Here is a 21534-nt window from a genome sequence, read left to right on the forward strand (position 1 = left end):
TCAGCCCTCCCTCGCAGCCGCGCACACCGCGCGGGCGATCCGTGCCACGTCCGCGTCACCCGTGACGTACGGCGGCATCGTGTAGACGAGGTCGCGGAACGGCCGCAGCCACACGCCCTCGCGCACGGCGGCCTCCGTCGCCGCCCGCATGTCCACGGCGTGGTCGAGTTGGACGACCCCGATGGCGCCCAGGACGCGTACGTCCTGCACACCTGGAATGTCCATCGCAGGCCCCAGCCCCTCCCACAACCCCGCCTCGATCCGCTTGACCTCGGCCTGCCAGTCCTGGCCGAGCAGCAGCTCGATCGAGGCGCAGGCGACCGCGGCCGCCAGCGGATTGCCCATGAAGGTCGGGCCGTGAGCGAGCACCGGCACCTCGCCCCGCGAGATCCCGTCGGCCACGCGGGACGTGCACAGCGTCGCCGCCATCGTCATATAGCCGCCGGTCAGCGCCTTGCCCACGCACATCACGTCCGGCGTCACCGCCGCGTGATCGGCCGCGAACAGCGCGCCCGTGCGCCCGAACCCGGTCGCGATCTCGTCGAACACCAGCAGCACGTCGTGCGCGTCGCACGCCTCCCGCAGCACCCGCAGATACGCGGGGGAGTGGAACCGCATCCCGCCCGCGCCCTGCACGACCGGCTCGACGATCACCGCCGCGAGTTCGTGTGCGTGCCGCTCGATCAGCGACCGCAGCCGGTCGGCGTACGACTCCTCGTACTCGGCGGGTGGCGGGTCCGCGAACACCTGGCGCTGGAGCACCCCGGTCCACAGCTCGTGCATCCCGCCCTCGGGGTCGCACACCGACATCGGCTGCCAGGTGTCACCGTGGTAGCCGCCGCGCCAGGTCAGCAGCCGCTGCTTGCCGGGGCGGCCCAGCGAACGCCAGTACTGCAGGCACATCTTGACCGCGACCTCGACCGACACCGACCCGGAGTCGGCGAGGAAGACATGCTCAAGACCGTCGGGCGACATGTCGACAAGGAGCTTCGTCAGGCGTACGGCGGGCTCGTGGGTGAGCCCGCCGAACATCACATGGCTCATGCGCGACAGCTGCTCGTGCGCGGCCTCGTTGAGCACCGGGTGGTTGTAGCCGTGGATCGCCGACCACCAGGACGACATCCCGTCGACCAGTTCGCCCGAGCCGTCCGCCATCTTCAGCCGCACCCCGCTCGCCGACTCCACGACGAGCGGTTCGACACGTCCGGGCATGGGGCCGTACGGATGCCAGACGTGCCGCCGGTCGAGCTCCAGCAACTCCGGCACGGTCAGATCGGTCGGACCGGGCACGTCAGGCATTGGGCGCGAGGTCCGTTCCGGCGCCTCGACGGCGTACGGCGACCAGGTCGGTGCGCGCCTCGTTGGCCGGCGCGGCGGCGGCCGTACCGCACACACCGCCACCCGCGTGCGACCCGCAGCCGGCGCTCTCCTCGTGCGAACCGCAACCGCCGCCCTCGTGCGAGCCGCAGCCCGCGCTCTCGTGCGAGCCGCAGCCGCCCCCGGCCGTCGCCCGGTGCTCCGGCAGCGTCACCTGGCCCGTGCCCTCCACCTCGAACCCGGCGTCCGCGATCATCTCCAGGTCGGCCTTGCCCGCCTGGCCCTCGGTCGTGAGGTAGTCGCCGAGGAAGATCGAGTTGGCCAGGTTCAGGGCGAGAGGCTGCATGGTGCGCAGATGGACCTCCCGGCCACCGGCGATCCGCACCTCCACGTCCGGACAGACGAACCGCACCATCGCCAGGATCCTGAGGCACCGCTGCGGGGTGAGGTTCCACTCCTTGGCCAGGGGGGTGCCCTCGACCGGGATCAGGAAGTTGACCGGCACCGAGTCCGGGTCCAGCTCGCGCAGCGAGTAGACGACGTCGACCAGGTCCTCGTCGCTCTCGCCCATGCCCGCGATGAGGCCGGAGCACGCGGACAGCCCGGCCCCGTGCGCCTTCTGTACGGTGTCGACGCGGTCGGCGTAGGTGTGCGTGGTCGTGATGTCCCCGTACGTCCCCTCGGACGTGTTGAGGTTGTGGTTGTACGCGTCCGCGCCGGCCTCGCGCAGCCGCTCCGCCTGACCGTCGGAGAGCAGACCGAGACAGGCGCACACCTCGACGCCCTCGTTCTGGTCCTTGATCGCCTTGATGGTGTCGGAGACCCGGTCCACGTCACGGTCGGTCGGGCCACGCCCGGACGCCACCAGACAGACCCGCTTGGCGCCACCCGCCAAACCGGCGGCCGCGGCCTGGGAGGCCTCGTCGGGCTTGAGCCAGGTGTACTTCAGGATGCCGGTCTTGGAGCCGAGCCGCTGCGAGCAGTAGGAGCAGTCCTCAGGGCACAGGCCCGACTTCAGGTTGACCAGATAGTTGAGTTTCACCCGTCGGCCGAACCAGTGACGGCGCACCTTGCCGGCCGCGGCCACCACATCGAGCAGGTCGTCGTCGGAAGTGGCGAGGACGGCCAAGGCTTCCTCGCGGGTCGGCAGCTCGCGCCGAAGCCCCTTGTCCACCAGCGTGTTCAGCAGGTCCATGGGAGCTGATCCTGACGTACGAGGCGGCTCCGAGCCAAGGAGAGTTCGCACAACCCTGTCACTTCGATGTGTGGGTATTGCCACACCGTGGGTGGCGGAACGTACGACTAGTGTCTGTGCACTGCCTACAAAAGCCCGGAGGAGCCATGGCGTTCGGCTGGATCGACGAGCAGGCGGAGCTGCGCCGCAGCGCCGGACTCGTACGGACCCTGCGCCCCCGCCCCGCCGACTCGCCGCTCCTCGACCTCGCGAGCAACGACTACCTGGGCCTTGCCCGCCATCCCGAGGTCACCGGGGGCGCGGCGCGGGCGGCGGGGACCTGGGGCGGCGGCGCGACCGGCTCGCGGCTCGTCACCGGCACCACTGAGCTGCACGCCGAGCTGGAGCGCGAGCTGGCCGACTTCTGCGGCTTCGAGGCGGCGCTGGTCTTCTCCTCCGGCTACGCGGCCAACCTCGCTGCGGTCACCGCGCTGGCACCGCACGGCTCGCTGATCGTGTCGGACGCGGGCAACCACGCCTCGCTGATCGACGGCTGCCGACTGGCCCGTGGCACGACCCAGGTCGTCGCGCACGCCGAACCGGACGCCGTCCGCAAGGCGCTCCAGACGCACGATGGTCCCGCCGTCGTCGTGTCCGACACCGTCTTCTCGGTCGACGGCGACGCCGCCCCGCTGGCCGGGTTGGCACAGGCGTGCCGGGAACACGGGGCCGGGCTGGTCGTCGACGACGCGCATGGACTCGGCGTGCTGGGCGACGGCGGTCGCGGCGCCCCGCACGCGGCGGGCCTCGCGGGCGCCGACGACGTCGTCGTGACGGTCACGCTGTCCAAGTCGCTGGGCAGCCAGGGCGGCGCCGTCCTCGGCCCCGCCCGGGTGATCGAGCATCTGGTCAACGCGGCCCGCACGTTCATCTTCGACACGGGCCTGGCCCCCGCGGCGACGGGCGCGGCGCTCGCGGCACTGACACTGCTGCGCCGTGAGCCGGAGCGGGCGGCGCGGGCGCGCGCGGTGGCACGCGAACTCCACGCACGCCTGACGGCCGCGGGCCTGGAAGCGGTACGTCCGGACGCCGCGGTCGTCTCCGTGCGCGCGCCGTCCCCGGAGGGGGCCGTGCGCTGGGCGGCCGACTGCCGGGCGGCGGGCCTCGCCGTGGGCTGCTTCCGTCCTCCTTCCGTCCCCGACGGCATCTCACGGCTGAGGCTGACCGCCCGCGCGGACCTCACCGAAGGGCAGATCGAACGCGCTGTACGGGTGATCCGCGAGGCACGACCATGAGTCGGCGTGGCACGGCCGTGCCGTCGCATCAGGCGAAGCCGATCAGATCCGGTCGGGACTGATCAGAACTCGGGCCTGTCGGTGCTGTCAGGACAGTCCACGAGTGTCCGGACCATCCGGGCTATCCGGACTGTCAGAGCTGTCAGGACTGGAACGTGGCCGTGAAGTCCGCCCAGCTCTCGGGGGAGAAGAGCAGCGCGGGTCCGGCCGGGTCCTTGGAGTCGCGCACGGCGAGCAGTCCGATCCATGGACCGGAGTGCGTCCGTGCCGTCTCGACGCAGTTGTTCGCTCCCGTGCTGTAGCTGCTGCGCAGCCATCGCACACCGAGCAGATCGGCACTTGAGAGTACGTTCCGAGGCATTGCGGTCATGGTGCCTCCTTACGCGCCGCCGGCTAGCGCGGCGATGTAATCCAGCGATTCCTCGGGCGAAAGGGCGTGGATCCGAAGGGTGTTGAAGGCCTCCGTGTAGGCCTGGAGGTCTTCTTTCCGTTCGAGGTAGAGGCTACTCGTCAAGTGGTCGAGAACAACCACATCCAGATCAGAAGTGTTCGAAAATGAGAAGATAACGAAAGGCCCGGTGATGCCGATATGTTCACCGGCGTTGAACGGCAGGACCTGCAACCTGACTTGGGGCAGTCGCCCCGCCTCCATCAGCCGCCTCAGCTGCCCCGACATCACCTCGGGCCCGCCGATCTCCCGGCGCAGCACCGCCTCGTCGAGCACCGCGCTCAGCTGCAGCGGCGGATCGCCATGCAGCACGTCCTGCCTGGCCAGACGGACCGCGACCAGCGCGTCGAGCCGTTCGTCGGCGGCGCCGGGTTCGTCGGCGAGCCCGCTCACCGCGGCCCGGGTCACCGCGCGGGCGTACTCGGGCGTCTGCAGCAGCCCGGGCACCACGGAGGTCTCCAGTGTGCGCATCGCGCTCGCCTGGGACTCCAGGCTGATGAAGTCCCGGTACGTCGGCGGCAGCACTCCGCGGTACGCGTGCCACCAGTGATGCCGGCCGCCTGTCTCGTCGGAGCCCGCCAACGCCAGCAACAACTCACGTAGTTGGGTGTCCCGGACGCCGTAGACGTCGAGCAGTATCCGCACATCGGCCGGTTTCACCCCGCTGGCGCCGGTTTCGATCCGGCTCACCTTGGACTGGTGCCAGCCCACGAGCCGGGCCGCCTCACCACTGGTGAGCCCGGCCCCGGTGCGCAACGCACGCAGTTCCGCGCCCAGTTTCCGGCGGCGCACCGCGGGACCGTGCTGCATGGGCAACTCCTTACTCCAACCGAGCCGCCCAAATACGCTCTGCCGTCGCAGAGTTCACCGCTTCGAGCGACAGATATATGCATATCTTGGTGGATCGGCACCCTGACGGCCCTGGTAATGGCAGTCTGGCGGCGAAGCACCAATCCGGGACCGTACTCGAACCATCCGCTCCGTGCGGACTGCGGTCCCGTTGGGAAAGGGACGACGTCGCCATGGCAGATCACCTGGAAGCATCCGTCACTCTGCCGAGCGATCCCGCCTCGGTCTCCGCGGCCCGGGGCTACGTGGTCTCCACCCTCGCGGAGTGGGGACTGCCACCGGAGACCGAAGCGGCCGAGACCATCCGGCTGATCGTCTCCGAACTCACCACCAACGCCGTACAGCACACCCTGGGCCAGTCACCCACCTTCCGGGTGGACATCGAGCTCGACCGTGACGAACACCTGCGCATCGGGGTGACCGACAGCCATCCGAGGTTCCCCAAGCGACTGCCGGCCGCCGTCCAGCAGGACAACGGACGCGGTCTGGTCATCATCCGCTGGCTGACCGCGGAGTGCGGCGGCAAGCTGAGAGTGCGGCCCACGCGGGAGGGTGGCAAGACCGTCTCCATCGAGCTGCCGTGGACGGTTCCGGCGGAGTCGGTGACGGCTGCGGGCCAGTCGTAGCGCTCTTCGCCAAGGCCGCTCAAGGCTGGCTTGCCCGGCCGAAGGTGCCGCGCAACAGTGCTCGGAAGGCGTCCGCCGCGGGAGTCGTCTCCTCGGTGCGGTAGGCGACCGAGATGGTGCGGTGCAGGGCTCCGCCCTCCAGTGCGCGGACCCCGACCGGGGTGACCGACGTGCGGGCCACCATTTCCGGTACGACCGCGACCCCGAGTCCCGCGCTCGCCAGCGCGCACACCAGGAGGTACCCGGGCGTCGGGACGCGTACCGAGGGCGTGGCCCCGGCCCGGGTCAGCAGTGCCTCGACGTCTCGCCGGGCCGGAGAGTCCGGCGCCATGCTGATCAGGGGCTGACCGGCGAGCTCGGCCAGCGGCAGTCGTGCGGTCCCGCTGGTGAGGGCGTGGCCCGGAGCGGACACCAGGACCAGCTCCTCGACGAGGATCGGCTCGATGGTGACCGAGGACGGGATCGGGATCGGGGCGCCGGGCTCATAGGCGTGGGTCAGCGCCAGGTCGACCTCGCCGGCCGCTACGGCGGTGACACCGGCCGACGGTTCGTAGTCGGCGACGGTCAGTTCCACCTCCGGATGCGCCCGGCGGAAGGCGCTGAGGGCCGGCGGCAGCAGATGGATGCCGGCGGTCTGGAAGGTGCCAAGCCGGAGGGTCCCGCCCGACAGGCCGGTGAGCCGGGCCAGTTCGTGCCGGGCCTGCTCCAGCTCGTCGAGCACCCGCCGCGCCCGGGCCACCAGCAGCTCGCCCGCACCTGTCAGCCGGGCCCCTCGGTGGTGCCGTACCAGCAGCGCGGTGCCCGCCTCGCGCTCCAGCTTGGCGAGCTGCTGGGAGAGCGCGGGCGTGGTGTAGCCGAGTCGCTCGGCGGCCCGGGTGATCGAACCCGCCTCCGCTACCGCCACCAGGGCGGCGAGGCGGGTCGGGTCGTACATGCCGGCTCCTGTCTGCCCTTGCCTGCCCTGACCTGTACTGCCTTGACCAGTACTGGCTTAAGCAATGCTTTAGGGTTCTCCAGCATATTCGAAATACCTGCTGAAGGCTTCCGCAGGGCACGCTGGCGGCATGGACGCTCAGCTCATCGCCTTCACCGGGGTCTCGGCCGGCCTGGTCGCCATGCCCGGGGCGGATTTCACCGTCGTCGTACGCAACGCCCTCGTCTCCCGCCGGGCGGGCATCGCCTGCGCGCTCGGCATCGGCGCCGGGCTGCTGGTCCATGTGACGCTGGCGGTGGTGGGCGTCGCCGCGGTGCTGGCCGCGGTGCCGGCGCTGTTCCGGGCGCTCCAGGTGGTGGGCGGCGTCTATGTGCTGTACCTGGGCGTCCAGACGCTGCGGCAGCGGCACACCGACGTGGCCGACCCACCCGAGGACTCCACCGCGCGACCGCTGCGGCAGGGCTTCGTGACCAACGCCCTCAACCCGAAGGCGTCCCTCACCTTCCTCAGCGTGCTGCCGCAGTTCGTTCCCGCGGGCGCTCCGGCGCTGCCCCGGACGCTGCTGCTCGCCCTGATCGTCCTGGCGATCGCGATGGTGTGGTTCCAGGTCGTCGCCCTGCTGGTGGACCGGCTCGGCAGGTGGCTGCGCAGGCCGCGGGCCGCCCGGGCGGTCACGCTCGTCACCGGCGCCGCGCTGACGGCCTTCGGTGTGGCGCTCCTCGCCGGGCCGCTGTCGGCCCTCTGAGGGGGCTGTGGCCCCGGGGGCGGTGACGACGTGTCAGGACGCCGTCGCCGCCCCCGGGAGGGTCACTTGACCCGGCCGTACCAGACGCTCCTGGTCCAGATCTTCTGCAGCCGCACGACGTCCCCGCTTTTGGGGGAGTGCCAGATCTTTCCCTTCCCGGCGTAGATGCCGACGTGGTAGACGTTCGACCCCGAGTGGAAGAACACCAGGTCTCCGGCCTTGCGGTTCGTGGCGGAGATGTGGCGGGTCTTGTTGTACTGCTGGGCCGCCGTACGAGGCAGCTTCTTGCCCGCCTTCTTGAACGAGTACAGCGTGAGCCCGGAGCAGTCGAACCGGTGCGGCCCGGCGGCGCCCCACTTGTACGGGGAGCCCTTCTTCGAGGCCGCGATCTGAAGTGCCTTCGTCGCCGGCGTCGCGGCTTCTGCCTCGGAGGCGAAGCCGGGGGCTACGACCGTGCCGCCCACTGCGGCAAGGGTGAGGGCCGAGGCCGTACCGGCCCGGACCATGAGCGACGGGACACGATTGAGCGCAGTCATGCGCAACCCTTCGTCAGCCGCCTGTGAAGGATGACCTGTCGGATTCGGGCTGGCGAAGTTGCCCGGCCGCGTTGCACGGCTTCACCCCAAGGGTTGCTCGGCTCGAACGAACGTCCGCTCCGGCGACCCGTCTTGCTCGGGTCCTCCACTCCTGCCGATCCACTCCTGTCGACCGGTCATCCGGGCGGCGGCAGGACTCGGCGTCCGCCCGGACCGCCCCACCGCTGCGGCGGGGGCTTGTCGTCAGTCAGGGATCTTGACGCACGGATGAGCGAAATACCCAACGGAATCGGGGATTTGTGGGGTTACTCACCACTCACCCGTTCGGGTGGACGCCCTCGTGTCCGGGCAGGTGTCCAGATACCCAAGGAGCCCCGGACCAGCGGCGTAACACCCAATTCCGCCTTGCGTCGATGCCTCTTGCGCAACCTCGACGGGTGCGCAAAAGGAGACGCGGCTACGCCGAACGGGGGTACGCCGTTTGGTCCGTTTCACCGCCGATCCGGACGCCTCGTCGAAGCGTCGAGGCGTCCGGAATCGGTCTGCACCGGGTCGTCAACTGTCGGAGCGCGGTGGCACCGTGACACGAGCCGTGCGGCGCTCTCCGTCCAGCACGCGCAGCGCACGCGCCAGCGTGGGAGCGTGCAGCTCCGTCTCGCCCCGCTGATGCATCAGCGCCAGCGCGTCCCGGAGCTCGGCCGCCTTGCTGACCAGCGCCTGGGCGGCGCGCAGTCCGCGGTAGGTGTCGCCGTACTGGGCCGGGTTGATCCGGCCGAGCAGGTCGACCACGTCGAGATAACGGTCGATCAACTCACCCTCCGCGCGGGTCAGCGCGGGCAGCGGCGGCAACTCGGGTGGGAGCACCGGCCGATCACCTCCCCGTGGGCGGGGCGAGGGTGGCCTTGCGGCTGGGGATGATCCGGTCCACCAGCCCGTACTCCAGCGCCTCCTGGGCGCCCAGGATCTTGTCCCGCTCGATGTCCCGGCTCACCTGCTCACGGCTGCGCCCGGTGTGCCGGGCGAGCAGCTCCTCCAGACGGGTCCGAATACGCGTCAGTTCGTCGGCCTGGATGGCCAGATCACTCGCCTGGCCCTCGACCGGCTCGGGCAGCGACGGCTGATGGATCACCACCCGGGCCCCCGGCAGCGCGAACCGCTTGCCCGGGGTGCCCGACGCGAGCAGCACCGCGGCGGCCGAGCCGGCCTGGCCCAGGCAGATCGTCTCCACGTCACAGGTGACGTACTGCATCGTGTCGTAGACCGCCGACATGGCGCTGAACGAGCCGCCGGGCGAATTGACGTACAGCGAGATGTCCCGGTCGGGGTCCCTGTGCTCCAGGTACATGAACTGGGCCATCACGTCGTTCGCGGAGGTGTCGTCGATCGGCGTGCCGAGAAAGACGATCCGCTCCTCCAGCAGCTTCGAGTACGGGTCCTGCGTCTTGGTGCCGTAACTCGTGCGCTCGGTGAACTCGGGCAGCACATAGCGGGCGGTTGGTCGGGTCATGGCTCGCCTCCCTTGGCCGGGGCGCCTGTAAAAAATGTACAGGACGTACGTCCAGTAATGTGGGGAGCATGGCCTACGAGATTCCGGTGACGCAAGCCAGGGCTGAGCTCGCCGACCTCATCAACCGAGTGGTGTACGGCGGTGAGCGCGTCGTCGTGACGCGCCACGGAAAGCCCCTTGTCGCCCTTGTCTCCGCAGCTGACCTGGAGCGACTCGACGCCCTCGACGCACCCGCCGAGGAACAGGTGATCAGCGCGGTCTCCAGCGTCCGCGGGGTCGCTTCCGCTCCCCGCGAACGGCAGCGGTTCGGCATCGCGGCCGAGCATCGGGGGTCGACCCCGTCGTAGACCCGGCTCCCGGGTCCGTAGGAACAGGCCGAAACGACAGGACCGTGCACCCCCGTCCGCTACAGCGGGGGTGCACGGTCGGTTCGGTGCGGCCGGGCGCCGGTCAACCGACGGGGGTGAGTTCCCTCTCGATCGCGGGCTCGGTGCCCGACATCCGGGACTTCATGGCGCTCCCCAGCAGCACGGCGCCCAGGCCCAGCGCCGCCCACCAGGTCAGCGTCAGGGCGGGGCCGGTCGCCGCGGCGCCGTCGAAGAACGACACCGAGCGCAGCAGGCTCGCGCCCGCGCCCGGCGGCAGCCACTGACCGATCGTGCCGACCGGCTCGGGCAGCATCTGCGGGGCCGAGGACGCCCCGGAGAACGGGTTGCCGAGGAACATCACCACGAACGACACGATGCCGATGCCCGCGGCGCCGATCAGTGCGGCGAGTCCCGCGACGGCTGCGCTGACGGCCAGCGTCGACAGGGCGAGCACCCCCGCCTCCGCCCACCAGTCGCCGGTGAGGACCTCCAGCCAGCTGTGCGCGAGGGCGGCCGCGGTCACGCCGATCAGGGCGGCGGCGCCGACCAGGGCGCTCACGGCGCGGATGCCGCGCAGGCCGAGCAGGGTCACCGCCGCGCCGGCCGCCATGCCGGCGAGGGCGAGTGGCAGGACGCTCGCGCTGAAGGCCGCGCCGCGCGGGTCCGTCTCGGGTGCGGGCACCACATCGACCGACCTGACCTCGGTGCCCTCGGCGGCGGCCTGGCGGGCCACCGCCTGCTGGAGCAGCTGGGCGACCGTCGGGCTCGCGGCCGAGGCGGTCAGCAGTTCGGGCCCCTGGGGTGTGACGACGACGGCGCCGTATACGGTCCGGTCCTCGATGGCCTCCCGGGCGGCGGCCTCGTCGGCGTAGCGGTGGATCTCGAACGCGCCGTCCTGCCGGGCGAGCTGCCGCTCCACCTGGGCCGTGGCGGCGGTCGGCCCGGCCACGCCGAGCGGCAGATCGCGCGGAGCGGTGCGGGCGGCCGGCCAGGCGAAGGCCCACAGGGCGAGCGCGGCGAGCACGGGGACGAGGACGACGACCGCGATGAGGCGCCGGGGTGCGGCGCTCCTGGGCGGTGTAGCGGAGGGCGTGGACATGGGGTCTCCCTCTGGGGGTCTCGGGGTTAGCGTAAAAAGAAGGATCGTTCGTTTTACTTCTGCTCCCACCGTCCTGCCGATGTCGGTCCTTGTCAAGAAGGAATGTTCGTTTTACTTTGTGAACCATGGCCCGCGTATCCCAGGAACACCTCGACGCCCGCCGCCGGCAGATCCTCGACGGCGCCGCGCGCCTCTTCGCACGCAACGGCTTCCACGCCACGTCGATGCAGGACGTGCTGAAGGAGGTCGACCTCTCGGCCGGGGCGGTGTACCGCTACTTCAGCGGCAAGGACGAGCTGATCGCCGCGATCGTCAAAGATGTGCTCGGCGAGATCCGCGCCTCGTTCGAGGATGTCGTCCGGCAGAGCCCGCCCCCGCCGCCGGACCTCTTGGTGGGAGCGGTCCTGAGCCGGACCCTGCGCGTCTACTCGTCCCTCAGTGACGAAGGGGAGTCGGTCTTCCCGTTGCTGATCATGCAGGTCTGGGCGGAGACCGTGCGCAACAAGGAGCTGGCGGCCGTTCTGACGGAGGTGTACACGACGTTGCGGGAGGCCTGGGGGCGGGCCGTCGAGGCGTACCAGGACGCAGGGATGATGCCGTCGGACATCCCGGCGGACCATGTGGCGCGCACCATGATCGCCACGGTCCAGGGGTTCATCGCCCAGCAGGCCCTGTTCGGAGGGGCGCCGGTCGAGGTGCTGCAGGACGGTCTGCGGGCCTTGACAGGCATGCGGGCCCCGCAGCCGGACGCCTAGAGGATCACAGCTCGGTTAACGTGCCCGAAACTCCGTCCAACTAGCCTGCCGATCCACGCCACCTGGCACTTTGCCCGGTGGCGACTGCGGCAACCGGACCCCGCACGGTCCGGAGCGAGGATGTGAGGTGGGACGTGCAACTGACCCCGCACGAGCAAGAGCGGTTGCTCATCCATGTGGCGGCCGACGTCGCCGAGAAGCGCCGGGCCCGCGGGCTGAAGCTCAACCACCCCGAGGCTGTCGCCCTCATCACGTCGCACATCCTTGAGGGCGCCCGGGACGGCCGTACGGTCGCCGAGCTCATGTCCTCCGGGCGCAAGCTGCTCACCCGGGACGACGTCATGGAGGGCATCCCCGAGATGATCCACGACGTCCAGGTCGAGGCGACCTTCCCGGACGGCACCAAGCTCGTCACCGTCCACGACCCGATCGTCTGACGGGGGCTGCCGTGATTCCCGGAGAGATCCTGTTCGCTTCAGGCCCGATCGTCTACAACGAGGGCCGTGAGGTCACCCGGCTGACCGTCCTCAACGCCGCCGACCGGCCCGTCCAGGTCGGCTCCCACTACCACTTCGCCGAGGCCAACCCCGGTCTGGACTTCGACCGCGCCGCCGCGCGCGGCAAGCGGCTCAACATCGCCGCCGGCACCGCCGTGCGCTTCGAGCCCGGGATCCCCGTCGACGTCGAACTCGTCCCGCTCACCGGCGCCCGTGTGGTGCCCGGCCTGCGCGGCGAGACCGGAGGTGCCCTCGATGCCTGAGATCTCCCGCGCCGCGTACGCCGACCTGTTCGGCCCGACCACCGGTGACCGCATCCGGCTCGCCGACACCGATCTGCTGGTCGAGATCGAGGAGGATCGTTCCGGCGGACCCGGGCTCGCCGGCGACGAGGCCGTGTTCGGCGGCGGCAAGGTCATCCGCGAGTCCATGGGCCAGTCGCGCGCCACGCGTGCGGAAGGCACCCCCGACACGGTGATCACCGGCGTGGTGATCATCGACCACTGGGGCATCGTCAAGGCCGACGTCGGCATCCGCGACGGCCGGATCACCGGCATCGGCAAGGCGGGCAACCCCGACACGATGGACGGGGTCCACCCGGACCTCGTCATCGGCCCCGAGACCGAGATCATCGCCGGCAACGGGCGGATCCTCACGGCCGGCGCCATCGACGCGCACGTCCACTTCATCTGCCCGCAGATCGCCGACGAGGCGCTCGCCTCGGGCGTCACCACCCTCATCGGCGGCGGCACCGGACCCGCCGAGGGCTCGAAGGCGACCACCGTCACGCCCGGCCCCTGGCACCTGGCCCGGATGCTGGAGGCGATGGAGGAGTACCCCATCAACTTCGGTCTGCTGGGCAAGGGCAACACCGTCTCCCACGAGGCGATGCTGTCCCAGATCCGCGGCGGAGCGCTCGGCCTCAAGCTGCACGAGGACTGGGGCTCCACCCCGGCCGTCATCGACGCCTCGCTGACCGTCGCCGACCAGACCGGCATCCAGATCGCCATCCACACGGACACGCTGAACGAGGCCGGTTTCGTCGGTGACACGCTGGCCGCCATCGCCGGCCGGGGCATCCACGCGTACCACACCGAGGGCGCGGGCGGCGGGCACGCGCCGGACATCATGAGCGTCGTCTCCGAGCCGCACGTGCTGCCCAGCTCGACCAACCCGACCCGGCCGTTCACCGTCAACACCGCCGAGGAACACCTCGACATGCTGATGGTGTGCCACCACCTCAACGCGGCCGTGCCCGAGGACCTGGCCTTCGCCGAGTCACGGATCCGGCCGTCGACCATCGGAGCCGAGGACATACTGCACGACCTGGGCGCGATCTCGATCATCTCGTCCGACGCGCAGGCCATGGGCCGGGTCGGCGAGGTCATCATGCGGACCTGGCAGACCGCCCATGTGATGAAGGGGCGGCGCGGTGCGCTGCCCGGGGACGGGCGGGCCGACAACCTGCGGGTGCGGCGGTACGTGTCCAAGTACACGATCAACCCCGCCCTCGCGCAGGGCCTCGGCCGCGAGATCGGCTCCGTGGAGAGCGGCAAGCTCGCCGACCTGGTGCTGTGGGAGCCGGCGTTCTTCGGCGTCAAGCCGCACCTCGTCATCAAGGGCGGGCAGATCGCGTACGCGCAGATGGGCGACGCCAACGCGTCCATCCCGACCCCGCAGCCGATCCTGCCCCGGCCGATGTTCGGTGCGATCGGGCGGGCGCCGGCCTCGAACTCCGTCAACTTCGTGGCACCGCTCGCCATCGAGGACGGGCTGCCGGAGCGGCTCCAGCTCGGGAAGCGGTTCGTGGCCATCGAGTCGACGCGCGCGGTCACCAAGGCCGACATGCGGGAGAACGACGTACGGCCCGACGTGCGGATCGACCCCGACAGCTTCGCCGTGCACATCGACGGGGAGCTGGTGGAGGCCACGCCCGCGGCCGAACTGCCCATGGCCCAGCGGTACTTCCTGTTCTGATGGCGGGGCTCTGATTCTGATGGCTGGTGTCTGATGTCGCGGGCTGCACTTCTCGTCCTCGCCGACGGCCGCTTCCCCGCCGGGGGCCATGCGCACTCCGGGGGTGCGGAGGCGGCCGTCAAGGCCGGGCGGATCACCGGGGCCGCGAGCCTGGAGGACTTCTGCCGGGGGCGGTTGCACACGGCGGGGCTGGTCGCGGCCTCCCTCGCCGGGGCGGCCGCGCTCGGGGTCGATGTGGTGGCCCTGGACGGGGCCGCCGATGCCCGTACGCCGTCGCCCGCGTTGCGTGTGGCCGCGCGCAAGCTCGGGCGTCAGCTGATGAGGGCGGCTCGGGCGACCTGGCCCTGCGGGGAGCTCGACGCCGTGGCGCGGGAGTTTCCCAAGGGGGCGCACCAGCCGGTCGTGCTCGGGCTGGCGGCTCGGGCGGCGGGGCTGGGGGCGGTTGATGCCGCCTACTGTGCGGCGTACGAGAGTGTGAGTGGGGCGGCGAGTGCGACGGTGCGGTTGCTGAGTCTCGATCCCTTTGACGCTACGGCTGTGCTGGCGCGGTTGGCGCCGGAGATGGACCGGGTTGCGGATCGGGCGGTGGAGGCGGCTCGGCGGGTTGTCGACGACGGGGTCGACGCGTTGCCTGCGGCGTCTGCGCCGTTGCTGGAGATCGGGGCGGAGGTGCATGCGGCTTGGGCTGTGCGGCTGTTCGCGTCCTGAGTGTTTTCGCCCCCGCCGCCCCTACCCGTCCCATCCCCAGGGGCTCTGCCCCTTCGACCCCGCTGGGGGCTGCCGCCCCCAGACCCCCGCTTCGGCCCCGAAAGGGCCTCGTCCTCAAACGCCGGACGGGCTGAAATGAGCGGGCCGGCGTCACCAAGCCAGGCCCTCACATCGCCGGTGCACCTATGAGAAGGAGCCGCCCATGCACCTCGACCACTCCCACGACGGTCCCGCCGCCGTCAGTGCCGATGCCCGCCGTCCCGACGGCTCGCGCCGCGCCCTGCGTATCGGGCTCGGTGGGCCCGTCGGGTCCGGTAAGACCGCCACCGTTGCCGCGCTCTGCCGTGCGTTGCGGGAGGAGCTGTCCCTTGCCGTCGTCACGAACGACATCTACACGCGCGAGGACGCCGAGTTCCTGTTGCGGGAGGCCGTGCTGCCGCCCGAGCGGATCACGGCCGTGGAGACGGGGGCCTGTCCGCACACCGCGATTCGGGACGACATCTCCGCGAACCTCGAAGCCGTCGAGGATCTGGAGGACGAGGTCGGGCCCCTCGATCTCATTCTTGTCGAGTCCGGCGGGGACAATCTGACCGCCACCTTCTCCAAGGGGCTCGTCGATGCGCAGATCTTCGTGATCGATGTCGCCGGTGGGGACGACATTCCGCGCAAGGGTGGTCCGGGTGTGACGACCGCCGATCTGCTCGTCGTCAACAAGACCGACCTCGCGCCGTACGTCGGCTCCGACCTGGCGGGGATGGCGGCGGACGCCAAGGCGCAGCGGGCCGAGCTGCCGGTGGTGTTCCAGTCGCTCAGGAGCGAGCCCGGTGTGCAGGACGTCGCCGACTGGGTGCGGGCGCAGCTCGCCGCGTGGGCGGCATGACGACGGTGGCCGGTGGGGTACGGGCCGTCGCGCGGATCGTCGCCCGGGACGACGGGCGGGGTGGCACCTCCCTGCCCGTGCTCGACGGCGAGGGGCCGCTGGCGCTCAGGCGGACCCGGGGGAGCGGTGCGCAGGCGCGGGTCGTGCTCGTCGGCGCGATGAGCGGGCCCCTCGGTGGCGACCACTTCACCGTCGAGGCCGACGTGGAGGCGGGTGCCCGGCTGCATGTCGGTTCGGCTGCCGCCACCATCGCGCTGCCGGGGCAGAGCAAGGGCGGGGCCCGTTACGACGTACGGCTCTCGGTCGCCGACGGGGGTGAACTGCGCTGGCTGCCCGAGCAGTTGATCTCCGCCCGGGGCAGCGATCTGCACGTCACCACCCGCGTCGACGTCGGTGCGACCGGGCGGCTCGTGCTGCGTGAGGAGCAGGTGCTCGGGCGGGTGGGGGAGGAGTCCGGGCGGCTGAGCAGTCGGATCCGGGTGGGTGTCGCGGGGCGGGTGGTTCTGGATCAGGAGCTTGCCTGTGGGCCCGGTGCGCCGGGTGGCTGGGACGGCCCCGCCGGGCTCGGCGGGTATCGCGCCGTGGGGCAACTCGTCGTCGTACGGCCCGAGTTCGCGGATGCTCCGGTGGCGGCCCGGCTGCTCGGGGACAACGCCGCCGTCATGCCCCTCGCCGGGCCCGCCGCCCTGGTGAGTGCCGTGGCGGCGGACGCGCGGCGGCTGCGCGGGCTGCTCGACGAGGCGCTCGACGCGCTCGGCTGAGGTCCTCCACCAGGGCGGGTCAGCTTATGGGCAGCCTCGGGAACTTGCGCTCCTTGTCCGCCTTGGCCTTTGCCTTGGCGGCGGCTTCCTGTTCGGCCTTGGCCACGGCCGCGTACTGGTCGACGTACTCCTGCTCGGACAGGGACAGGATCGCGTACATGATCTCGTCGGTCACCGCGCGCAGGATCGCCTTCTCGTTCTCCATCCCGTCGTAGCGGGAGAAGTCGAGGGGCTTGCCGAAGCGGATCGTCACCGGGTGGATGTTGGGGATGACCTTGCCGGGCGGCTGTGCCTCGAACGTGCCGATCATCGCGCACGGGATGACCGGGACCCGGGCCTTGAGGGCCATCACCGCGACGCCGACCTTGCCCTTGTAGAGGCGGCCGTCGTGCGAGCGGGTGCCCTCCGGGTAGATGCCGAGGAGCTCGTCCTTGCTCAGGACGCCGAGGCCCTCGCGGATCGCGGCCTGGCCCGCCTCCTTGCCGGTGCGGTCGACCGGGATCTGGCCGGCGCTGCGGAAGAAGGCCGCGGTCAGGCGTCCCTTGACGCCGGGGCCCGTGAAGTACTCCTTCTTCGCGAGGAAGGTGATGCGCCGCTTGAGCATCGCCGGCATCAGGAAGTGGTCGGAGAACGACAGGTGGTTGCCGGCGACGATGGCCGCGCCCGTGGCCGGTACGTGCTCAAGACCCTCTATGCGAGGCCGGAAGAACAGTCTCAGGAGGGGTCCCAGCAGCACGTATTTCAGTACGTAGTAGAACAAAGGGGGCGCTCCTCACTCGGGGGGATCAGCTCGGGCCGCCGCGTTCTGGCAGGTCAACCAGCGTGCCGTGGGGCTGCCAGTGTAGGCGCAGGGTTGACGGGCCGGAACAGTGTCGGGTCGGACGGATGCCGACCAATGGCGAATCCTGACCGGATGTCAGGAAGTGGCCGGGTGGCGGCGCTTGCGGATGGGGAGGACCGCCGGACCAGCCTGGTGGCACGGGTCGGCGCGCGGCAACCGGATGGGCCCGGTTTGGCGTGATCACGGCCACCGGGTGGCAGGCGGCAGGTCCTTGCGGGGGGGCGTCGTGCCTGCTCGTCCACCACGGCCGCACGCATCACAGCCGCACGATGATCAGCGCCGTGTCGTCGGTGGCGCCGCCGGGCGGCAGCAGCTCCAGCAGGACGGCGTCGGCGAGTCTCTCGGGGTCTGCCGTGCGATGGCGGACGAGGGCGTCCGAGAGCCGGGTCAGCCCGGTGTCGATGTCCTCGCGGCGGCGCTCGATCAGGCCGTCCGTGTACAGCACGAGGGTGGCTCCGTCGTCGTACGTCGTGGTGGCCTGGGGTCTTGAGATCGGCTCGGGGCGGGCGTCCAGGGGCGTGTCGGTGGCCTTGTCGAGGAACTCCACCCGGCCGTCGGCGTGGACGAGCACCGGCGGCGGATGGCCCGCGCTGCTGTAGGTGACGGTGCGGGCGTCGAAGTCGATGAACGTCGTGACCGCGGTGGCCGATTCCGCGCCGTCGACCACATGGGCGTACCGCCCCAGGACGTCGAGCGCGTGGGCCGGGCCGTCGGCCACGCGGGAGGAGGCGCTGAGCGCGCTCCGCAGCTGGCCCATGACGCCGGCCGCCGCGAGGCCGTGGCCGACCACGTCACCCACGGACACGCCGATACGGTTGCCGCCCACCAGGTCGATCAGGTCGTACCAGTCGCCGCACACGTTCAGCGCGCCGACCGCGGGCCGGTAGCGCACCGCTGCCCGGTGGTTGTGCACCTGCCGCCGAGCGGGCAGCATCGCCTCCTGCAGGGCCAGCGCCACCTCGCGTTCGCGGGCGTGGGCCTGCCGCAGCCGGTCGTTGAGCTCCTGCAGCTCGCGGGCGCGCGTGTACAGCTCCGCCTCCAGCACCCGCGCCCGGGTGTCACCGCCCGCGCCGCCGCGCAAGTGGATGAGTTCGGTGACCTCCTCCACCCGGTGCAGGACGAAAAGCACCTTGCCGTCGGGGCCGAGGACGGGCGCGTTGATCGGGCTCCAGTAGCGCTCCTCCCAGTGGCCGGGGTGCAGGGGGTCCTCGACGTCGTAGCGCTGCAACGCCATCGTGTCGCGCTCGCCGGTGGCCACCACACGCAGCATCGACGCCCGGACATCGCGCATGCCGGTCGCGGCCGGGTCGTTGGGGTTCTCGGGGAAGACATCGAAGATGTACCGGCCCACCAACTGCTCCCGGGTGCGCCCGGACAGACGCTGGAAGTCCTCGTTGGCGTCGGCGTAGACCAGCTCCGGGGTCAGCAGCGCCACCATTCCGGGCAGGGACTGGAACACCATCTCGTAGTCGATCGCCGTCTCATCCATGGCTCCCGCCTCACCACCGGGATCTGACCAGTTTCCCACGCCGTGCAGCGTATATGCCGATGTGCTACGTCTGGGGGGATTCAGCAGGTCAGGGCGGCGGATCCGTCAGGGACTGCTCGGCCCAGATGATCTTCCCCTCGGGGACGAAGCGCGTACCCCACTGCTGGGTGAACTGGGAGACCAGCAGCAGTCCGCGTCCACCCTCGTCCGTGGTGCGCGGATGGCGCAGATGGGGAGCGGTGGCACCGCCGTCGTACACCTCGCAGAACAGCGCGCGCTCCCTGATCAGCCGCAGCCGGATGGGTCCTGCGGCATACCGGATGGCGTTGGTGACCAGCTCGCTGACGACCAGTTCCGTCGTGAACACCAGCTCCTCAAGACCCCACTCCGCCAGCTGCCGGGCGGCCGTCTTGCGGGCGTCGGCGACGGCGGCCGGGTCCGCGGGCAGGTCCCAGTCGGCGACCTGTTCGGTGCCCAGGAGCCGGGTGCGAGCCATCAGCAGGGCCACGTCGTCGTACGGCCGGTCCGGGACCAGCGCGTCGACCACGGTGCGGCACTGCTCGTCGAGCGAGGCCGCGCCCCGCTCCAGCGCCCCCCGCAGCCGGGTCCGGTCGGCGTCCACGGCCCAGGTGTCCCCGCCGGCCAGCAGCCCGTCGGTGTGCAGGGCGAGCGTGCTGCCCGCCGCCAGGGCCAGCTCCACCGACTCGAAGGGGGGACCGCCGACGCCGAGCGGCGGACCCTGCGGCAGGTCCACGAAGGAGACGGTGCCGTCGGGCATGACCACGGCGGGCGCCGGATGGCCCGCGGCCGCCATGGTGGACGTCCCGTCGACCGGGTCGTAGACGACGTACACGCACCCGGCCCCCACGGACTGTGTGCTGTCGGCTTCCTCCCCGCGCGGCTCCCGGCCCGGCTCGACGCCCTCCTCGCGGGCCGACCGCGCGACCAGGTCGTCGAGATGCGCCAGCACCTCGTCGGGCGGCAGCTCCAGCGCGGCGAGCGTCCGTACGGCGGTCCGCAGCCGCCCCATCGCCGCGGCGGCGTCGATGCCGTGCCCGGGCACCTCGCCCACCACCAGGGCGACGCGGGCGCCGGACAGCGGGATGACGTCGTACCAGTCCCCGCCGAGGCCGGTCAGCTCGTCGGCCGGCCGGTAGCAGGCGGCCACCTCCACCGCGTCCTGCTCGGGCAGCCGGTGCGGCAGCAGACTGCGCTGCAGGACCAGGGCGGCGTCCCGCTCGCGGGTGTAGCGGCGGGCGTTGTCGACACAGACGGCGGCGCGGGAGACGAGGTCCTCCGCCAGGTTCAGGTCGTCCTCCTCGAAGGACTCCTGGCGGTGGCGCCGGAAGAAGGTGGTCACGCCCAGGGTGACGCCGCGTGCGCGGATCGGCACGATCATCACGCTGTGCAGGCCCAGTTCGAGGAAGATGGCGGCCGGGCCGCCGCGCGCGTGCTGGGCCCATGCCTCGCCGAGCGGATCGAGTTTCTCCTGGCGCCAGGACTTGCCCGTCCGCAGAGAGCGGATCGGCGGCGAATCCGCGGGATAGGCGGCCACCTCCCCGATGCCGACGACGGTCACCGGCACGCTCCCGTTGACCGCCTGGTGCCCCGCCCGGCGCAGCGGCACCGGTTCCGTGTCGCTCAGCGGCCCGGGCGCGGGCTCGCCGCCCCGCAGCACCGACTCCAGCAGGTCCACGGTGACGATGTCGGCGAGTCCCGGTACGGCCACGTCCGCCAGTTCCTGGGCGGTGCGCGTGATGTCGAGGGTGCGGCCGATCCGCTCGCCGGCCCGGTCGAGCAGGGCAAGACGCTGCCGGGTACGGTGCCGCTCGGAGATGTCCTCCACCGTGTAGTACACGCCGGTGGGGTGGCCGTGGCCGTCGTCGAGCCGGGTGAACGACATCATGTGCGCGGTCTCGCGCAGCGGCGCGGAGCGGGCGTGGCCGACGTGCTCGTAGCCGACGATCGGGTCGCCGGTCGTCAGGACCTGGCGCATCTGTGCCTCGATGGACTGGGAGTCCAGGCCGGGCTGGATGTCCGCGAGCCGCATACCGAGCCGGTGGGGTGGCGGGCCGCCGCCGAACTGGGCGAGGGCCGCGTTCGACCAGACATAGCGCAGTTCCGTGTCGACGATCGCTATGCCGACGGGGGAGCGGGCGACCATCTGCACCAGGGTGTCCCGGCTCATGTCCCAGCCGTGCGCGTCCCCGAGCGCGGACAGGAGCACGAGCCAGCGCGAGGGGCCCTGGGCATCGAGGGCCGACGTGATCCGCACCATCAGCCTGACGGGCGCCCCGTCCCTGTGCACCGCGGTGAGCAGCCCCGCCCAGCCGCCCTCGTCGCGGCACCGATCGATCACCTCCGGGATCCGCTCGGCGTCCTCGGCGTCGAACAGCTCGCCGACGTGCTTTCCCACCGCCTCGGAGGCCGCGTACGCCAGCAGCCGCTGCGCGTCCCTGGTCCACCCCGTCACCAGACCCTGCGCGTCGAGCAGCAGAGGCGCGGCGTCCGCCACGTCGAACCCCTGCCTGGCAACGCCCTGCTCCTCGTGTGTGCCCACGGCCGACCTCTCTGTCGCTGAGAGCGGTCTACCACCTCTTGTCCCCATCTTCACCCTTCCGGTCAACGCCGCCTCTTCGCGGGGGCCGGGTGGGGGCGGCGTAGCGGCGGCGCGGGGGCGGGGAAACGCCGGCAGCCCGGCTCCGATGGCGCGGGAGCCGGGCTGTCG

23 protein-coding genes and 1 riboswitch are annotated in these 21534 nt (G+C 71.3%); of the genes, 11 read left to right on the forward strand and 12 right to left on the reverse strand.

The genetic code is table 11. The annotated features are described in order from the left end of the window. A complete protein-coding gene (locus ACIA8X_RS13570; protein ID WP_393446263.1) occupies positions 1-1299 on the reverse strand; it encodes an adenosylmethionine--8-amino-7-oxononanoate transaminase in 1299 nt (432 codons plus the stop codon). Continuing rightward, positions 1292-2512, reverse strand: a complete 1221-nt coding sequence (gene bioB, locus ACIA8X_RS13575) for a biotin synthase BioB (RefSeq protein ID WP_393446261.1) — start codon at positions 2510-2512, stop codon at positions 1292-1294. The genes ACIA8X_RS13570 and bioB overlap by 8 nt, the downstream gene beginning before the upstream one ends. Before the next feature lie 146 nt (positions 2513-2658). On the opposite strand from bioB, the gene ACIA8X_RS13580 reads away from it, so the two are divergent. After that, a complete protein-coding gene (locus ACIA8X_RS13580) occupies positions 2659-3786 on the forward strand; it encodes an 8-amino-7-oxononanoate synthase (RefSeq protein ID WP_393446259.1) in 1128 nt (375 codons plus the stop codon). Between the two features lie 142 nt (positions 3787-3928). Here the strand turns inward: ACIA8X_RS13580 and ACIA8X_RS13585 are convergent, their stop codons facing one another. Both ACIA8X_RS13585 and ACIA8X_RS13590 read right to left on the reverse strand, forming a co-directional pair. Further along, positions 3929-4156, reverse strand: a complete 228-nt coding sequence (locus ACIA8X_RS13585; RefSeq protein ID WP_393446257.1) for a DUF397 domain-containing protein — start codon at positions 4154-4156, stop codon at positions 3929-3931. A 9-nt stretch (positions 4157-4165) separates the two neighbouring features. Beyond that, a complete protein-coding gene (locus ACIA8X_RS13590; protein WP_399458337.1) occupies positions 4166-5044 on the reverse strand; it encodes a helix-turn-helix domain-containing protein in 879 nt (292 codons plus the stop codon). Between the two features lie 212 nt (positions 5045-5256). Here ACIA8X_RS13590 and ACIA8X_RS13595 point away from each other — a divergent pair, with 212 nt between their 5' ends. After that, positions 5257-5709, forward strand: a complete 453-nt coding sequence (locus ACIA8X_RS13595; RefSeq protein ID WP_393446253.1) for an ATP-binding protein — start codon at positions 5257-5259, stop codon at positions 5707-5709. A gap of 19 nt (positions 5710-5728) precedes the next feature. On the opposite strand, the gene ACIA8X_RS13600 is transcribed toward ACIA8X_RS13595, so the two are convergent. Beyond that, entirely contained in the window at positions 5729-6643 is a 915-nt protein-coding gene (locus ACIA8X_RS13600) for a LysR family transcriptional regulator (RefSeq protein ID WP_399458338.1), read from the reverse strand. Between the two features lie 130 nt (positions 6644-6773). Between ACIA8X_RS13600 and ACIA8X_RS13605 the strand changes: the two genes are divergently transcribed. Further along, positions 6774-7388, forward strand: a complete 615-nt coding sequence (locus ACIA8X_RS13605) for a LysE family translocator (RefSeq protein WP_399458339.1) — start codon at positions 6774-6776, stop codon at positions 7386-7388. Between the two features lie 62 nt (positions 7389-7450). On the opposite strand, the gene ACIA8X_RS13610 is transcribed toward ACIA8X_RS13605, so the two are convergent. The 3 genes from ACIA8X_RS13610 to ACIA8X_RS13620 form a co-directional block, all read right to left on the reverse strand. Next, entirely contained in the window at positions 7451-7924 is a 474-nt protein-coding gene (locus ACIA8X_RS13610; protein ID WP_393446247.1) for a C40 family peptidase, read from the reverse strand. 3 nt (positions 7925-7927) lie between these two features. Continuing rightward, positions 7928-8137, reverse strand: a riboswitch (cyclic di-AMP (ydaO/yuaA leader). Positions 8138-8479: 342 nt separating this feature from the next. After that, entirely contained in the window at positions 8480-8788 is a 309-nt protein-coding gene (locus ACIA8X_RS13615) for a hypothetical protein (protein WP_093904016.1), read from the reverse strand. Between the two features lie 7 nt (positions 8789-8795). After that, positions 8796-9431: an ATP-dependent Clp protease proteolytic subunit gene (locus ACIA8X_RS13620; RefSeq protein WP_393446245.1), complete on the reverse strand. Its 636-nt coding sequence runs from the start codon at positions 9429-9431 to the stop codon at positions 8796-8798. A 68-nt stretch (positions 9432-9499) separates the two neighbouring features. Between ACIA8X_RS13620 and ACIA8X_RS13625 the strand changes: the two genes are divergently transcribed. Next, complete coding sequence (locus ACIA8X_RS13625; protein ID WP_393446243.1) at positions 9500-9778, forward strand: type II toxin-antitoxin system Phd/YefM family antitoxin; 279 nt, start codon at positions 9500-9502, stop codon at positions 9776-9778. 103 nt (positions 9779-9881) lie between these two features. Here the strand turns inward: ACIA8X_RS13625 and ACIA8X_RS13630 are convergent, their stop codons facing one another. After that, positions 9882-10898, reverse strand: coding sequence for an ABC transporter permease (locus ACIA8X_RS13630; RefSeq protein ID WP_399458340.1), 1017 nt, complete (start codon positions 10896-10898; stop codon positions 9882-9884). A gap of 125 nt (positions 10899-11023) precedes the next feature. Here ACIA8X_RS13630 and ACIA8X_RS13635 point away from each other — a divergent pair, with 125 nt between their 5' ends. The 7 genes from ACIA8X_RS13635 (at position 11024) to ACIA8X_RS13665 (ending at position 16476) form a co-directional block, all read left to right on the forward strand. Then, on the forward strand, positions 11024-11653 hold the full coding sequence (locus ACIA8X_RS13635; protein WP_399458341.1) for a TetR/AcrR family transcriptional regulator: 630 nt from the start codon (positions 11024-11026) through the stop codon (positions 11651-11653). 134 nt (positions 11654-11787) lie between these two features. Continuing rightward, the gene (locus ACIA8X_RS13640) at positions 11788-12090 is read left to right on the forward strand and encodes an urease subunit gamma (protein ID WP_010988499.1); all 303 of its coding nucleotides are present in this window, start codon (positions 11788-11790) and stop codon (positions 12088-12090) included. Between the two features lie 11 nt (positions 12091-12101). Further along, entirely contained in the window at positions 12102-12413 is a 312-nt protein-coding gene (locus ACIA8X_RS13645; protein ID WP_393446237.1) for an urease subunit beta, read from the forward strand. Further along, positions 12406-14127, forward strand: coding sequence for an urease subunit alpha (locus tag ACIA8X_RS13650; protein WP_393446235.1), 1722 nt, complete (start codon positions 12406-12408; stop codon positions 14125-14127). The genes ACIA8X_RS13645 and ACIA8X_RS13650 overlap by 8 nt, the downstream gene beginning before the upstream one ends. A gap of 33 nt (positions 14128-14160) precedes the next feature. Then, complete coding sequence (locus tag ACIA8X_RS13655) at positions 14161-14835, forward strand: urease accessory protein UreF (RefSeq protein WP_393446233.1); 675 nt, start codon at positions 14161-14163, stop codon at positions 14833-14835. A 202-nt stretch (positions 14836-15037) separates the two neighbouring features. Next, positions 15038-15715, forward strand: a complete 678-nt coding sequence (gene ureG, locus ACIA8X_RS13660) for an urease accessory protein UreG (protein WP_393446231.1) — start codon at positions 15038-15040, stop codon at positions 15713-15715. Further along, the gene (locus ACIA8X_RS13665; protein WP_393446229.1) at positions 15712-16476 is read left to right on the forward strand and encodes an urease accessory protein UreD; all 765 of its coding nucleotides are present in this window, start codon (positions 15712-15714) and stop codon (positions 16474-16476) included. Before ureG ends, ACIA8X_RS13665 begins: the two co-directional genes overlap by 4 nt. Positions 16477-16495: 19 nt before the next feature. Here ACIA8X_RS13665 and ACIA8X_RS13670 read toward each other — a convergent pair whose 3' ends face one another. The 3 genes from ACIA8X_RS13670 to ACIA8X_RS13680 all read right to left on the reverse strand — a co-directional run bounded on the left by ACIA8X_RS13670 (position 16496) and on the right by ACIA8X_RS13680 (position 21366). Then, positions 16496-17236, reverse strand: a complete 741-nt coding sequence (locus ACIA8X_RS13670; RefSeq protein ID WP_393446227.1) for a lysophospholipid acyltransferase family protein — start codon at positions 17234-17236, stop codon at positions 16496-16498. A 337-nt stretch (positions 17237-17573) separates the two neighbouring features. After that, complete coding sequence (locus ACIA8X_RS13675; protein WP_393446225.1) at positions 17574-18806, reverse strand: PP2C family protein-serine/threonine phosphatase; 1233 nt, start codon at positions 18804-18806, stop codon at positions 17574-17576. An 88-nt stretch (positions 18807-18894) separates the two neighbouring features. Continuing rightward, entirely contained in the window at positions 18895-21366 is a 2472-nt protein-coding gene (locus tag ACIA8X_RS13680) for a SpoIIE family protein phosphatase (protein WP_393446223.1), read from the reverse strand. Positions 21367-21534 lie beyond the last annotated feature (168 nt).

This window comes from Streptomyces sp. NPDC051738 (assembly GCF_044453205.1).
Lineage (GTDB): Bacteria > Actinomycetota > Actinomycetes > Streptomycetales > Streptomycetaceae > Streptomyces.